The organism is Bradyrhizobium sp. WSM3983 (genome assembly GCF_000473045.1).
Lineage (GTDB): Bacteria > Pseudomonadota > Alphaproteobacteria > Rhizobiales > Xanthobacteraceae > Bradyrhizobium.
Genome location: NZ_AXAY01000051.1, coordinates 15,453 through 29,062 on the forward strand (window position 1 = coordinate 15,453; position 13,610 = coordinate 29,062).

At 62.9% G+C, this 13,610-nt stretch carries 19 protein-coding genes and 1 tRNA gene; 10 read left to right on the forward strand and 10 right to left on the reverse strand.

Annotation, left to right across the window (positions count from 1 at the left end; all coding sequences use genetic code 11):
- Window positions 1–3: 3 nt before the first annotated feature.
- From arsH to YUA_RS0139145, 6 genes are read right to left on the reverse strand one after another with little or no spacing between them, the layout of a single operon-like run.
- Window positions 4–723: an arsenical resistance protein ArsH gene (arsH, locus tag YUA_RS0139120; protein WP_027535511.1), complete on the reverse strand. Its 720-nt coding sequence runs from the start codon at window positions 721–723 to the stop codon at window positions 4–6.
- Window positions 716–1,117: an arsenate reductase (glutaredoxin) gene (gene arsC / locus YUA_RS0139125; protein ID WP_027535512.1), complete on the reverse strand. Its 402-nt coding sequence runs from the start codon at window positions 1,115–1,117 to the stop codon at window positions 716–718. The genes arsH and arsC overlap by 8 nt, the downstream gene beginning before the upstream one ends.
- Window positions 1,114–1,815: an MIP/aquaporin family protein gene (locus tag YUA_RS0139130; RefSeq protein ID WP_027535513.1), complete on the reverse strand. Its 702-nt coding sequence runs from the start codon at window positions 1,813–1,815 to the stop codon at window positions 1,114–1,116. Before YUA_RS0139130 ends, arsC begins: the two co-directional genes overlap by 4 nt.
- 1 nt (window position 1,816) lies before the next feature.
- Window positions 1,817–2,377 carry an arsenate reductase ArsC gene (locus tag YUA_RS0139135; RefSeq protein ID WP_027535514.1) on the reverse strand — a complete coding sequence of 187 codons (561 nt, stop codon included), beginning with the start codon at window positions 2,375–2,377 and terminating at the stop codon, window positions 1,817–1,819.
- The gene (locus tag YUA_RS0139140) at window positions 2,370–2,732 is read right to left on the reverse strand and encodes a helix-turn-helix transcriptional regulator (protein WP_027535515.1); all 363 of its coding nucleotides are present in this window, start codon (window positions 2,730–2,732) and stop codon (window positions 2,370–2,372) included. Before YUA_RS0139140 ends, YUA_RS0139135 begins: the two co-directional genes overlap by 8 nt.
- A gap of 55 nt (window positions 2,733–2,787) precedes the next feature.
- Window positions 2,788–3,102 (reverse strand): hypothetical protein, encoded by a 315-nt coding sequence (locus YUA_RS0139145; RefSeq protein ID WP_027535516.1) that lies wholly within the window; start codon window positions 3,100–3,102, stop codon window positions 2,788–2,790.
- 195 nt (window positions 3,103–3,297) lie between these two features.
- On the opposite strand from YUA_RS0139145, the gene pstS reads away from it, so the two are divergent.
- On the forward strand, window positions 3,298–4,311 hold the full coding sequence (gene pstS, locus YUA_RS0139150; protein WP_027535517.1) for a phosphate ABC transporter substrate-binding protein PstS: 1,014 nt from the start codon (window positions 3,298–3,300) through the stop codon (window positions 4,309–4,311).
- Window positions 4,312–4,371: 60 nt separating this feature from the next.
- Window positions 4,372–4,620 carry a hypothetical protein gene (locus YUA_RS0139155; protein ID WP_156947595.1) on the forward strand — a complete coding sequence of 83 codons (249 nt, stop codon included), beginning with the start codon at window positions 4,372–4,374 and terminating at the stop codon, window positions 4,618–4,620.
- On the opposite strand, the gene YUA_RS0139160 is transcribed toward YUA_RS0139155, so the two are convergent.
- Together YUA_RS0139160 and YUA_RS46490 are read right to left on the reverse strand one after the other, a co-directional pair.
- Window positions 4,621–5,496: a helix-turn-helix domain-containing protein gene (locus tag YUA_RS0139160; RefSeq protein WP_051383622.1), complete on the reverse strand. Its 876-nt coding sequence runs from the start codon at window positions 5,494–5,496 to the stop codon at window positions 4,621–4,623.
- A gap of 77 nt (window positions 5,497–5,573) precedes the next feature.
- Window positions 5,574–6,170 carry a hypothetical protein gene (locus YUA_RS46490; protein WP_156947596.1) on the reverse strand — a complete coding sequence of 199 codons (597 nt, stop codon included), beginning with the start codon at window positions 6,168–6,170 and terminating at the stop codon, window positions 5,574–5,576.
- 122 nt (window positions 6,171–6,292) lie between these two features.
- Between YUA_RS46490 and YUA_RS0139170 the strand changes: the two genes are divergently transcribed.
- From YUA_RS0139170 to YUA_RS0139195, 6 genes are all read left to right on the forward strand, one after another.
- Entirely contained in the window at window positions 6,293–6,607 is a 315-nt protein-coding gene (locus YUA_RS0139170; protein ID WP_027535520.1) for a helix-turn-helix transcriptional regulator, read from the forward strand.
- A gap of 47 nt (window positions 6,608–6,654) precedes the next feature.
- Window positions 6,655–8,016 carry an NAD(P)-binding domain-containing protein gene (locus YUA_RS0139175; RefSeq protein ID WP_027535521.1) on the forward strand — a complete coding sequence of 454 codons (1,362 nt, stop codon included), beginning with the start codon at window positions 6,655–6,657 and terminating at the stop codon, window positions 8,014–8,016.
- 61 nt (window positions 8,017–8,077) lie between these two features.
- Window positions 8,078–9,262, forward strand: a complete 1,185-nt coding sequence (locus YUA_RS0139180) for an MFS transporter (protein WP_035972919.1) — start codon at window positions 8,078–8,080, stop codon at window positions 9,260–9,262.
- 27 nt (window positions 9,263–9,289) lie between these two features.
- Complete coding sequence (locus YUA_RS46495; RefSeq protein WP_035972906.1) at window positions 9,290–10,471, forward strand: MFS transporter; 1,182 nt, start codon at window positions 9,290–9,292, stop codon at window positions 10,469–10,471.
- A 182-nt stretch (window positions 10,472–10,653) separates the two neighbouring features.
- The gene (locus YUA_RS0139190; protein WP_156947597.1) at window positions 10,654–11,169 is read left to right on the forward strand and encodes a hypothetical protein; all 516 of its coding nucleotides are present in this window, start codon (window positions 10,654–10,656) and stop codon (window positions 11,167–11,169) included.
- A gap of 64 nt (window positions 11,170–11,233) precedes the next feature.
- A complete protein-coding gene (locus YUA_RS0139195; protein WP_245285376.1) occupies window positions 11,234–12,355 on the forward strand; it encodes a nucleotidyltransferase domain-containing protein in 1,122 nt (373 codons plus the stop codon).
- 42 nt (window positions 12,356–12,397) lie between these two features.
- On the opposite strand, the gene YUA_RS0139200 is transcribed toward YUA_RS0139195, so the two are convergent.
- Both YUA_RS0139200 and YUA_RS0139205 read right to left on the reverse strand, forming a co-directional pair.
- Window positions 12,398–12,577 carry a hypothetical protein gene (locus YUA_RS0139200; protein WP_027535525.1) on the reverse strand — a complete coding sequence of 60 codons (180 nt, stop codon included), beginning with the start codon at window positions 12,575–12,577 and terminating at the stop codon, window positions 12,398–12,400.
- Between the two features lie 205 nt (window positions 12,578–12,782).
- A tRNA-Ile gene (locus YUA_RS0139205) sits at window positions 12,783–12,858 on the reverse strand.
- A 153-nt stretch (window positions 12,859–13,011) separates the two neighbouring features.
- Between YUA_RS0139205 and YUA_RS50710 the strand changes: the two genes are divergently transcribed.
- Window positions 13,012–13,152, forward strand: a complete 141-nt coding sequence (locus YUA_RS50710; protein WP_156947598.1) for a hypothetical protein — start codon at window positions 13,012–13,014, stop codon at window positions 13,150–13,152.
- Between the two features lie 156 nt (window positions 13,153–13,308).
- Window positions 13,309–13,610: YbgC/FadM family acyl-CoA thioesterase (locus YUA_RS0139215; protein WP_035972357.1), on the forward strand; the 302-nt coding region annotated here is incomplete at its 3' end.

The window sequence follows — 13,610 nt, forward strand, 5'->3', positions numbered from 1 at the left end:
CGCTCATAAAGCGCTCTTTAAGGCGAGCCGCTCCTGCAACTTCGCGGCCTCTTCCTTGCGTTCGCTGTACCGGTCGGTGAGGTACGGTGAACAGTCGCGCGTCAGCAGCGTGAACTTCATCAGCTCTTCCATGACGTCGACGATACGGTCGTAATAGGGCGACGGCTTCATGCGTCCCGCCTCGTCGAACTGCTCATAGGCCTTAGCCACGGACGACTGGTTCGGAATCGTGATCATGCGCATCCAGCGACCGAGCAGCCGAAGCTGGTTGACCGCGTTGAAGGACTGCGAGCCGCCGCTCACCTGCATGAGGGCGAGCGTCTTGCCCTGGGTCGGCCGCACGGCCCCGATCGACAGCGGAATCCAGTCGATCTGCGCCTTCATGATCCCCGTGATGCTGCCGTGGCGCTCCGGGCTGCTCCAGACTTGTCCTTCGGACCACGCCGTCAATTCGCGCAATTCGGCGACCTTCGGGTGATCGGCTGGCGCATCATCCGGCAGCGGCAGACCGGACGGGTTGAAGATCCGGCATTCCGCGCCGAACGCCTCCAGGAGCCGCGCGGCTTCCTCGGCTGCGAAGCGGCTGAACGAGCGCTGCCGCAGAGATCCGTACAACAGCAGGATCCGGGGTTTATGCGTGGACGGTACGGGCCTTAAGCGGTTCAGATCGGGAAGCGATACGGCGGCCGAGGAGAGGTTCGGCAGGTCAGTCAACTCAGGCATCAATCACTTCACCGTCTTCCTTCACGAATCGACCGATTTTGCCGTTGGGCAGGATCTCCAGCACGGCCTCGGACGGTCGGCAGAGCTTCACTCCCTTCGGCGTGACGACGATCGGGCGGTTGATCAGGATCGGATGCTTCACCATGAAGTCGAGCAGATCGTCGTCGGTCCATTTCGAATCCTGGAGGCCGAGCTCCTTGTAGGGCGTGCCCTTCTCGCGCAGCAGGGCGCGCACCGGGATCCCCATGGCCGCGATCAGTTTCACCAGCTTCTCGCGGCTGGGCGGCGTCTTCAGGTATTCGATCACGGTAGGCTCTTCGCCGCTTTGGCGAATCATGGCCAGGGTGTTGCGCGACGTGCCGCAGTCGGGGTTGTGATAGATCGTGACGGTCATCTCGGTGTCTCCGCGATCGGTACCGGGCCGCGCGCCTTCGGGCGCCCCAGCATCCAGGTCATCAAAAGCATGCCCGCGAATGCGCCGACCAATTCGGCGAGAATGAAGCCCGGCAGGTCCACCGGGCGAATGCCGGAAAAGGTGTTCGTCAACGAGCGCGCGATCGCCACCGCCGGATTGGCGAACGAGGTCGAAGCGGTGAACCAGTACGCCGCCGTGATGTAGAGACCGACCAGCCACGGCACCGCCGCGCGCTGGAAGCGGATGCCGGCGAGGATCGTCGCGACCAGTCCGAACGCTGCGACGGCTTCCGCGAACCATTGCGCTCCGCCGGTGCGGACCTTCGTCGAGAGCTCGATCAGGGGAAGAGCGAACATGAGGTGCGCCGCCATCGTGCCAGCGATGCCGCCCGCGATCTGCGCGCCGACGTAGAGAAGGGCTTCCTGAGGCGGCAGTTCGCGCTTGCCCGTGAAGACAAGCGTAACCGCGGGATTGAAATGTGCGCCCGAGATCGGCCCCAGGACGGTGATCAGCACGACGAGGATCGCTCCCGTCGGGAGCGTGTTGCAGAGGAGGGCGAGAGCGACGTCCTTGGTCAGCGTCTCGGCCATGATGCCGGACCCGACGACCGTGGCGACGAGAACGCCCGTTCCGAGCGCTTCCGCAGCCAAGCGCCGAGGCAGGTCGAACGTGTCCATGTCAGCCGACCTTTGGTCTTGGATCGGTCGCTCCCGGAAGCTGGCCGATCTCCCTCAGCTTGGCGTCGAGTATGTGCTTGTCCATGGTGTCCAGCGCCGGACCCTTGAAGACATCGATGCTGCCCATGGGAAGGCTGACGAAGGTGCCGATCCGATTCTTGAGATAGCGGAAGGCCGTGGTGAACGCAGCCTCTCTTTCAAGCTCCGTGCCTTCGGCCTCGGCGGGGTCTTCGATGCCCCAATGCGCGGTGGTCGGTTGGCCGGGCCAGATGGGACAGGCTTCGCCGGCGGCGTTGTCGCAGACCGTGAAAATGAAATCCATCACCGGAGCGTCGGGACTAGCAAACTCCATCCAGCTCTTCGAGCGCATGCCGTCGGTCGGGTAGTTCATGCGCTGGAGGACGCGCAAAGCCAGTGGGTGAACCGTGCCTTTGGGCGTGCTGCCGGCGGAGAAGGCGCGAAACCGCCCGGCCCCGTCCTTGCGAAGGATCGATTCCGCGAGGACCGACCGCGCTGAGTTGCCGGTGCAAAGAAACAGGACATTGTAGACGCGCTCAGACACGGCTTCGCTCCTTTCGCTTGGGCGGACAGCAGGGCTGCAAACTCGCGACGACCGGCATGCAGACCTCCGGTCGTCCGCCGCAGCAGTCCCGCAGCAAAAACACCGCGAGGTCCCGAAACGCGTCCAGGTTGGCGCGGTAGACGATCGAGCGGCTATAGCGCTCGGACGTCACAAGGCCGGCGCGCGACAGGACCGAAAGGTGAGCCGATAGCGTATTGGCCGGGACTTCGAGGAGGCGCGCGAGATCGCCGGCGGCAAGCCCCTCGGGTTCGTGTTTCACAAGAATTTGGAACGCCTGCAACCGCGTGGATTGGGCGAGGGCGGCGAGCGCCAGGACAGCCTGTTCATTTTCCATACATCCAGAGTTATGGAAATCACGAAGTCCTGTCAAGGGAAGCTCTTTGCACCGGCTACCGCTTCGAAATTTCATGCCGGATGAAGCCGACAAGGAGCATCGCGATGCAGCCGGCAACGGCTCCTGTGAGCGCTTGCAGCATGACGGCCTCCGGCGCTGTAACCGGCATAGTCGTGCCGTTTCCCATCACGGCCGTCATCGCCGGTATCTGGAGAAAGCAACCGCTCAGTGTTCCGGCTGCGAGGCCGACAAGGCTATGGCCGACAAAGCCAAACCGATGTTCGTGAGCTGCAATCGCAGCACCTTGCGCTCCCAAGAATCCAGCCAGAGCCTGGATCAGCAAATTCACGAAGGTCCATTCCAGCGTCATCGCTACCCCTTGCCGTCGTAAAATTTCTGCTTGCGTTTCCATAATTCCACTATTAACGAATAATGGACAGGTTGTCCAACCGCGAAGATGAAAGTTCGCGGTGTTCGCCGGTCTATTCGCGGTGCATCGGCCGAGGCTTGCGACGTCTGGCGCCGTCTCCGGCTTTGACTGGGTCCAGCAACGGTGGGTGTGCGCATGATCAAGCGGCTAATTGCGGCAACCACGATCCTCGCGTCCTGCATCGCAAGTAGCGCCGTGGCGGGGGAAACGCATGGCGCAGGTTCTTCGTTTGTGGCCCCGATTCTTAGCAAGTGGGCGGCCGACTACGGCGCGAAGACCGGCAACCGCGTAGCCTATGAGTCCGTCGGCTCCGGTGCCGGCATTGCCCAGATCAAGAAGGCGCGGGTCGACTTTGGCGCTTCCGATATGCCCCTGACACCGGATGAGCTTGCCAAGTTCGGTCTGATGCAGTTTCCGCTGGTGATCGGCGGCGTGGTACCGGTCGTGAACGTGTCGGGGGTGAACTCCGGCGAGTTGCACTTCACCGGCCCGGTCCTGGCCGACATCTTTCTCGGAAAAATCACGAAGTGGAACGATCCGGCTTTGCGCGAGCTTAATCCTGATGTGAAGTTGCCCGCGGCAAATATCTCGGTGATCCACCGAACGGACGGCTCCGGCACGACCTTCAACTTTGCCGACTATCTTTCGAAGGTCAGCCCCGAGTGGCGCGCGAAAATTGGTGAAGGCGCCATCGTCGAGTGGCCGATCGGCTATGGTGCGAAGGGCAATGAAGGCGTGGCCGCGCTAATCGGGCAACTCGGCAATGCCATCAGCTACGTCGAATACGCCTACGCCGTGAAGAACAATCTGGCGTTCGGCCTGGTGCGGAACAGCGCCGGTCGCTTCATAAGCCCAGCCACCAAGAGCTTTCAGAAGGCGGCGGATCGGGCGGACTGGAAAGGTTCGCGCGACTTCTATCTAATCATGACGAATTCGGCAGAAGACGATGCCTATCCGATCGCCGCAACGTCCTTCGTATTGATGGAAAGGCGGCCGCACAATCCGGAGGGTGCGCGCGCGGCCCTCGACTTCTTCCGTTGGTCGCTGGAAAACGGACATTCGACCGCCGAGGGGCTGAACTACGTCCCGCTGCCTGCCGATCTTGTTCAGCAGATCGAGAACTACTGGAAGGAAAGCGCGGGCGGTTGATCAGGATCGGACGTCCATTCAGGCGTGAGAAACATGCGTTACACTGGGAAGCTTTTGTGGATGCGGCGAACCGAACCGAAGGGCAGGGCGCGAAGCGGGGTTCCGCGGTCGGCCGAAACCGGGCGATGTGAGACGGCGGAGCTTTCGGCCCTTGAGAAGGAAAACATCGAGCTGAAGAAACAGTTGGCCGAGAAGATGCTGGAGCTGGATTTCCTTCGCAAACAAGTCGCAGCAAAACAGAAGCCGTCCGGGCCGGACGTCGGTCACGACAGCCGCTCCGGTCGAAAGAAACGGGGCGCGAAGCCGTAATCAGGGCGCAAGGCGCATGGTGTCGCCGATCTCGTCAAGTCGCACCTTCAGCGCCGACCGATCCAGCGACGGAAGCGGCAGGCCGGCGAAGGCTTCGACGCGCCGCCGGATCATCGCATAGAGCTCGTTGAGCAAGGTGGTCCGCTCGGAAGCCGAACCGCTGAACTGCGCCGGATCCGGCAAGGGCCACGCCGCCATGACCAATTGACTGCCGAGCTCCTGACGGATTGGTCCACAGGCGACGTCGCAGAGCGCGAGAACGAAATCCATCCGCGGCGCATTCGGGCCCTTGAACTCGCTCCACGGCTTGCAGCGGAGTCGGGATGTGTCATGACCAAGGACCGCGAGCCGATTGATCACCTCGGGCAGCGGCGCGCGCGCAGGCTCCGTGCCGGCGGAATAGGCCCTAAAACGTCCGTTGCCGAACCTTTCGAGCAGGGCTTCGGCCATGATCGAACGCGCTGAATTGTGTGTACAAAGGAAGAGCACGTTGAAGGCGGGCGTCATCGAATTGATCGAGCTTTCCGTCTCGTCGGATTCTGTCGACCCTGGGACAGATTCGAAGCCACACAGATCCGGCCGTCCCCTGCAGCAGTCGCGGGTGAGGAAGCCGATAAGCTCCTCAAAGGCTTTCACGTTCGCGCGGTAGTTCATCGTCCGGCCATCCCGCTCGACCTCGATGAGGCCGGCACGCATGAGAATGCGAAGGTGGGTCGACATCGTATTGTGAGGAACGCGGCAACGCCGGGCGATTTCGCCCGCCGTCAAGCTATCGGGATGAGCCGACAGGAGTTGCCGGATAGCCGTGAGCCGGGTCGCTTGGGCGAGGCCGCCGAACCCATCGATGGCCTTCGTGCTCGGCAATGATCGTTTCATCGACCCATTCGCAACTATCCAAGGTTCCGGACATATACCGGGCAAGTTTAGCGGTTAGATGTCTTGACCTGCCTCTCTTAACCGAATGCGATGCCTTCCCGCTGTTGCGGCGGTATCACCAAGGCGGCGCGGGGATCGGTTCGCTTGAGTTTGATGGCATTAAGCTCGATGCCGTGTGCAGATCGGCATTCCTGTGTCGCGATCATTTCATCGTCGCCGACAGGCCCAAGATCCACGTCTTTATCGGGCAGGATGACGATCGCGCGGCGACCGATCTTGACGATCACTTGACCGCGTCCGGCGACGGCTCGCCGCGACCATTCCTTGAGCTTTGGATAGTACGGCGCACGCGTCCAGGCATCGGCCCGGGCGGGATCGACATGGACGAACATCGTCTTGGTATCCCCCTGGTCAAAGCAAATCACGAGCTTGGAGGTGGAGGGGCGCCAGCTTTCGTCGAGTTCTCGCAGCGTGAGAAAGCCGCACAGGAAGTCCCGGCATTCGGCGGGACGTGTCTCATACACGCGGCATCCGGTGCCGACGGCGCAATGTTTGCACCATCCACCGAGGGGCTTGTTCAGGGGCTCGATAACCAAGAGCTTGCAGCAGAGCGAGCAGGAGCCGCACTCCCGCATAGGGGGAGCCGGATCGCGTGCGCTGTCGAGGGTGTCCATAAGTCGATGTTTATGGACGCATGTGCTTTCAGATTTGTGACGGCTTCCTGACAGAGAGGCACTATTTCGAATATGCTAGAAATATAGTTGACTCCTCCCTGCTCGGAGGTAGGGTGCGAGACATGAAGATCGATGACGCCGCGGCCCGCCTCGAAGCCCTCGGCAATCCGACCAGACTGCAGATCTATCGCGCCCTGGTGCGGGCCGGTCAGGCCGGCATGCCGGTCGGACGCCTGCAGGCCAAGCTGAAGGTCGCGCCGTCGACGCTCTCGCATCACATCAAAACGCTGGTCTCGGTGGGCCTGATCTCTCAGGTCAGGGAGTCCACGACGCTCGTCTGTCATGCCGAGTACGGCACGATGAAGGGTCTGGTCGATTTTCTCGTCGCAGAGTGCTGCGCCGACGAAAAGTGCGCGGATACGAAATCTGCGGCGTGAAATTTTTATTGTCCACGGCTTCGATAATTCTAGAAGGATGGGATGTCATGAGCAAAAGCGTCGCGATCGTCGGGGCGGGCCCGGTTGGCCTCGCGGCCGCGGCCCGCGTCCTGGAGCGCGGCATGACGCCGATCGTGCTCGAGGCCGGGCCGGAGGCCGGTCACTCCGTGCGGCAATGGCAGCACGTGCAGCTTTTCTCGCCCTGGGAGTACAACGTTGACAAGGCCGCCGCGCGGCTGCTCGTGACGACCGGCTGGAATTCTCCGGAACCGCAGGTCTATCCGACCGGCGCCGAACTGCTCGAACGCTACATCGAGCCGCTGGCGACCAAGACGCCGCTGCGCGACGTGATCCGGACCTCCTGCCGCGTCACGGCGGTCGGACGTGCCGGCTTCGACAAGGCGAAAACCAAGGGCCGCGAGCAGGCTCAGTTCGAAATCCGCTACCAGAACGGCAAGGGTCCGGAGACGCTGCGGGCCGACGCCGTGATCGACGCATCGGGCACCTGGGGCTCGCCAAATCCCGCCGGCGCGGGAGGCCTGACCGCGATCGGCGAGCGCGAGGCCGTAGCGCGGATCTCCTACGGCATGCCCGACGTCCTGGGGAAGGAGCTGGCCCGCTTCGCCGGCAAAGCCGTCGCGGTGTTGGGCGCCGGCCACTCCGCGATCGGCACGTTGACCGACCTGACGACTCTGGCGCAGCAGGCGCCCGGTACGCGCCCGATCTGGCTGCTGCGTGGAACGGAGCCCGCGAAAGCCTTCGGCGGCGGAGCCAACGACAAGCTGTCGGCTCGCGGCGAGCTCGGCGCCCGCTTTGCCTCTCTGGTCGGATCCGGACAGGTCCTGGTCGAAGCCGGCTTTCCCGTCGCCGCCATCACGCAGGCGGATGGCCGCCTCCGGATCGCGACCTCGTCGGCGTGCTGCGGGCGCAGCATCGTCGTCGACGAGCTGGTGGTCGCGACCGGTTTCCGTCCGGACCTCTCGTTCCTGGGCGAAATCCGCCTCCGCCTCGATCCCGCGATCGAGGCTCCCGTCGCGCTGGCACCGCTGATCGATCCGAACGAGCACTCCTGCGGCACCGTGCGACCGCACGGCGCGCGAGAGCTCGTCCAGGACGACCCCGGCTTCTATCTCGCCGGCATCAAGTCCTATGGCCGTGCGCCGACCTTCCTGATGATCACCGGCTACGAACAGGCCCGCTCGATCGCGGCCGACATCGCCGGCGACAAGGAAGCCGCTGCGCGGGTCGAACTTGAATTGCCCGAGACCGGCGTCTGCACGCGCGGCGGCGTCGAGAGCGGCTCCGCGGCCGGATGCTGCGGCGGTCCAGCGAAGCAGGACGTTTCCGCCTGCTGCGCGGACGACGAGAGGGCGAAGCAGACCGGTGCCGCCGGCTGCGGGTGTTCGTAGTCGCGGCTGAGGGATGAGCACGCGCCCCTTCGCACTGGAGCATCGCTCGCTGATAGCGGCGATGTGCCTCGGACAGATCGGCAATCTGCTCCCGCACGTCGCGCTGTCGGCCAATCTCGCTCAGCACCTCATGCCTGCCTGGGGTCTGAGTGCGGCCGAAGGCGGGCTGCTCGCAAGTGGCTATGCCTCTGGCTACATGCTGGCGGTCCCCGTCCTGACGACGCTAACCGATCGGATCGACGCGCGCCTCGTTCTTCTCTGCGGATCGATCGTCAGCGGCCTTGCGACGATCGCGTTCGGTCTGTTCGCAGACGGCTTCTGGTCGGGCGTGGCTATCTGGTCGCTCGCGGGTCTCGGCTTCGCCGGCGCCTACATGCCGGGTCTGAAGGCCCTGACGGATCGGCTGCCGGCGGGAGATACGTCCCGAGCGGTTACGCTCTACACGTCCAGCTTCTCGCTGGGCGTCGGGCTTTCCTTCCTGGTCGCGCAGCTTGTCGCGGACCATTGGGGCTGGCGGGCGGCATTCGTGCTCACCGGCATCGGACCCGTCGTAATGGCCGTCGTGTGCCTGACGATGGAAGAGCGCAGGCCGGAGCACAAGCCCGGACGGCTACTTGATTTCAAACCGGTTTTCGCGAACCGAGAGGCGCTCGGCTATATCTTCGGCTATGGCGCCCACTGCTTCGAGCTCTACGGCGTCAGGACCTGGCTGGTGGGGTTCTGGACCTACGTGATCGCGCACCAGGGCGCCCCGTCCTGGATGTCGCCGGTCGCGGTGAGCTTCGTGTTCGCCGTCTTGTCCATGCCCGCCAGCATCCTTGGCAACGAGGCCGCGTTGAAGTTCGGCCGCCACCGCGCCATCACGGCGGTGATGATCGCCTCAGCCGCGGTCGCGGTGCTCATCGGCCTGAACGTGCGCGCGCCGGCGTGGGCGGTCGCGTTCCTGCTGCTGGCCTACGGCCTGACCGTCCCCGCCGACTCCGGCGCGCTGACCGCCGGCATGTCGGCCGCCGGGACCCGCGAACATCGCGGTGCGACGCTCGCCCTTCATTCCACCGTAGGCTTCGGGCTTTCGGCCGCCGGCGCCTGGGGAACGGGCGTGGCGCTCGATTTCGCCGGCGGTCCGCAGAGCGCCGTCGGATGGATGCTGGTCTTTAGCGTCCTCGCGGTCGGAATCTCGCTGGGCCCGCTCGCTCTTCTCTGGGCCCGCGCCGGCGAGACGAAAAGCGCGATTCCAGCCAAATAACGGGACGCGGATAGAGGGAGAATTCAGGTGGATCGATCACGGCTCGGCGTCGTTGCGGCGCTCGGTACCGCCCAAACACTCGCGTGGGGCTCGAGCTACTACCTGCCGGCCATCCTCGCCGATCCGATCGCGCGCGATCTCGGGATCTCGAGCAACTGGTTCTTCGCGGCGTTCTCCGGATCGCTGGTCATCTCGGGACTGCTCGGACCCCGAGTCGGGCGCCAGATCGATCGCATGGGGGGACGCCAGGTCCTCTGCGCCTCGAATCTGGTTCTCGCAGCGGGGCTCGCGCTGCTTGGGGCCTCGGCGTCCGTGTGGACGATGTCGGCGGCGTGGCTGCTGCTCGGCGTCGGGATGGGTCTCGGCCTCTACGACGCGGCCTTCGGCGCGCTGGGGCGCATCTACGGCAGCGACGCGCGCGCATCGATCACCGGCATCACGCTGATCGCCGGCTTCGCCAGCACTGTCGGTTGGCCGTTGAGCTCGCTTGGACTCGAGACGATCGGCTGGAGGGAGACCTGCTTCGCGTGGGCGGCGGCGCACATCGTACTTGGGCTGCCGCTGAATCTGATGTTGCCCCGGACCGAGCGCGCCGCGGCATCGCAGGAACCCAGGGTCAAGCCGCACATCCGGATCGACCGGACGATGGTGCTGTTGTCGTTTGCGTTCGCTGCCGCCTGGACGGTGACGTCGGCGATGGCGGCGCATCTGCCGCGTATCGTCGAGACCTTCGGGTCAACGCCGGCTCAGGCTGTCGTCGCCGGAATGATGATCGGACCCGCTCAGGTCGCTGCGCGCGTTTTGGAGGCCAGCGTGCTGGGGCGCTTCCACCCGCTCGTCTCGACGCGTCTGGCCTGTATCACGCATCCGCTGGGCGCCTGCGTTATCGGTCTGTTCGGCGGCAGCGCCGCAGCAGCTTTCGCCCTGCTGCACGGCGCCGGCAACGGCATCCTCACCATCGCGCGCGGGACGCTGCCCCTGGCAATTTTCGGAGCGGAGAATTACGCCTATCGGCTCGGGCTGATCGGAGCGCCGTCGCGGATCGCGCAAGCGCTGGCGCCGCTCGCGATCGGATTGCTTATCGAGCCCTTGGGGCGTGGCATCGTTCTCGTCTCAGCCGGGCTGAGCCTATCGGCGTTGATCGCCTTGATGCTGCTCGGACGCGAACGAAGACGACGAAAGTTCACTCTCCCGCTGAGTGAAACGTAAGAGCTCTCCGTGCACTCTGGAGGATCCGAGCTTCTACATTCTCGGTCTGTTTTGGCGTCGCCATAGTCGCCGCCGAGTCCTGAGCTTGTCGGAGAACCAACGTCTTCGATGCAGGGCTGCACTCGGTGCCGAAGCACCACCCGCTCAGTCTGAGGCGGGTCAACTCCGAGATATTGCGGGGCGTGGCATCGCGCATCGCCATCGACGTGTGGGAAGCTCGCTTCGTCAAGAGCCACAAGGGGCGCTTGACCGAGAAACACGCCTACCTGGCGCGCACCCTTGATCGAGGATACGTCGCGTTTGGGGAATGCGCGGCAACGGCCGAGCTACGCGCACTCCGCGAACTGAGGAGCGCCATCTCCAAACAAGCGCGTCTGGCCAGAGCCCGAGCTAAGCGGGCCGAGGACTATCAGGAATTCCTCCGTAGCCGTTGTGCCCGGGGCCGGTACGACAGCGCTCACCGGGTCGACCTTGCCAGCTACGAACGATGGCTGCCGAAACATCTGAGAGAAGCTTTCAGGCACTACGAAGAAGGCGTCCCCCTGCGGGTGATCGAAAACGAAGCGGTCGACCTAGTGCCTTCGTTGGACGATCGGCACTTGGCAGATCTGATCTATCAATTAGACCGCGATGTTGCGCGCGCGGAAGAGGAAACCGATAGACAGGCGCTGGACCGCTGGTTTGGTGGAGGCGGGTAGCAAAGCGCCGATGAAGGGAGACGAAGTTCCCCGTTTCAACAGTTTGGCGTCATAAGCGACGGAATTGTTGAAACCCTTGAATTTTAATGATAAATACGGTTTCAACAGCAGGGCCACGAAAACTGATCGAAGTGTTGAAACCATGGATTTTCAAGAGCTTAACAATGATCAGCGCCGCGAGGTGGTTAATAGCCAGCAGCGCTTTCAGGCCCTGCGAGATGCCAAGGAGGCGTACGATACTCATCGCGGTTCCCTGACCTGGGTGGAGTCCAAGGGCCGCGAATACCTCGTCCGGAGCTACTACGACAAAGCCGGGCTCCGGAAGCAAGCCTCGCTGGGCCCGCGTTCACCCGAAACTGAAAAGATGAAGGCCGACTTCGAAGCTAAACGCGCTGCGGCAGAAGACCGCGTAAAGAACTTGCGCGATACGATGGAGCGGCAGGCCGCAGTCAATCGTGCGCTCGGCTTGGGTCGTGTACCGTTGATCGGAGCCCGGATCATGCGCGCTCTCGACAGCTTCGGAATGTTAGGTTCTGGCATTCGGATTCTCGGGACGAACGCGATCTACGGTTATGAAGCCTCTTCCGGTGTCAGACTCGATCCGGGCTTGGCCACGACTGAAGACATCGATCTGCTGTTCGACGCGCGCGGCGGGCTTATGTTTGTCGCGGACGACGACGTCTCCGAGTCATCGCTCCTGAAGATACTCAAGCGAGTGGACACCAGCTTCGAACGCGCCAAGCAGACGTTCCGTGCTGTAAACAGGGACGGCTATCTCGTCGATTTGATTAAGCCAATGCAGAGCCCACCTTGGAAGAAAGCTCCCGACAAGATCGGCTCTGACCCGGAAGATTTGACCGCCGTGCAAATCGAAGGACTCGATTGGCTGCAGAATGCTCCCGCCTTCGAGGCGGTCGCGATCGACGAAAAGGGCGAACCTGTGCGCATCGTCGCTCCAGACCCGCGGGTTTGGGCTGCGCATAAGCTTTGGCTGTCCCGGCGTGCGGACAGGGAGCCGCTTAAGCGACAACGAGACGCAGCGCAGGCGGAAGCTGTCGGGGCTCTGGTTGCGAACTATCTCACTCATCTGCCATTCGACGCAGAACAGCTGAGGATGCTTCCGAAAGAAGTGGTAGACAGCGCGGAGCCGCTTTTCGTTAAGAAAGACACCGCGGCCCGAGCCTAACAGTAGGTCTCGAAAAACCAAGGCCGGCATAACCGGCGGCGGTCATTGCGGCACCATGCCGATGATCAGCATGATGCTGCTGCTCATCGGCATGCCGACCATCATCATGGCGGCATCATCACCGTCATCATCATCCTCAGCACCAGCACCAGCACCCAGCATCGCGATGGACCACCGGCATTGCTGACAGTCCAGCGGCTGCTGGCGCCAGAGAACGATCAAAAATCGATTGCGATCACCGCAAAACCGCTTACGCTACCTACGGCGAAATCTTCGCGGCGTTAATGTTTGGCTTCCGACTGGCCGCTGATTTCCGATGACTGGGCATCGACTTACAAAATCGAGTCGTTCTTAAAGCCCGGAATCGAGTCGCTCTTATAGCTCAAGCGAGTCGTACTTAAAGTGGACGTATAGGCATAACAGAGGCTGGTGGGCCCGCCTGGATTCGAACCAGGAACCAGACCGTTATGAGCGGCCGGCTCTAACCATTGAGCTACAGGCCCCCGCCGCGGGCAATCGCTGAAAGGCGGCCGGACAGCGTGCCGGGATCGTTTACAGGGTGGCCGGCATTCCGGCAATCCCATATCGCTTCGAACGAACTAGGGTCTTGCAAGCAATCCGCGGTTAGCGTGGCCGAGCCGTGCGGGGGGACGTCAATGCATGACTGGAAGAGCGAACTCGTTGCGCTCGTCGCTGAAACAATGGCGTTCGCCAATTCGCTGAAGGTGGAGATCGAGCGGCCCCGGCCGCAGCCAAAAGTAGTCGACGAGCAGGTTGGCCTCAGCGTGCCCGACTAGCGACGCCATCGATACCGCGCGCAGTGCATGCCGGCATTCATGTGGCGGCGCTGAGCTTCCGACTGCAGGAGCCAAACTCGAGATTTTTGCCGCTTGCTCAGAAAAGCGCGTCTGTGCAAGACATTGGTTCCGGAAGCGCAGCAGAGGAACCGCACCGTGACAGCCACTCTTGACGGCGAAATTCGCGGCGGACGCCATCACTTGCAGGTCCGGGTCTATTTTGAAGATACAGATTCCGGCCAAATTGTTTATCACGCAAATTTTTTGCGGTTCATGGAGCGCGGCAGAACGAATTACTTGCGCCTNCTCGGAACCAATCAGCAAGCGCTGCTCGAAGAAGCTCGGAACGATGCGCCCGGCTTTGCCTTCGTCGTCCGTTCGATGACAATCGATTTTCTAAAGCCGGCGGTCTTGGACGACGTCCTTGACGTCGTCACGCTCCCACAAGAGGTGAGGGG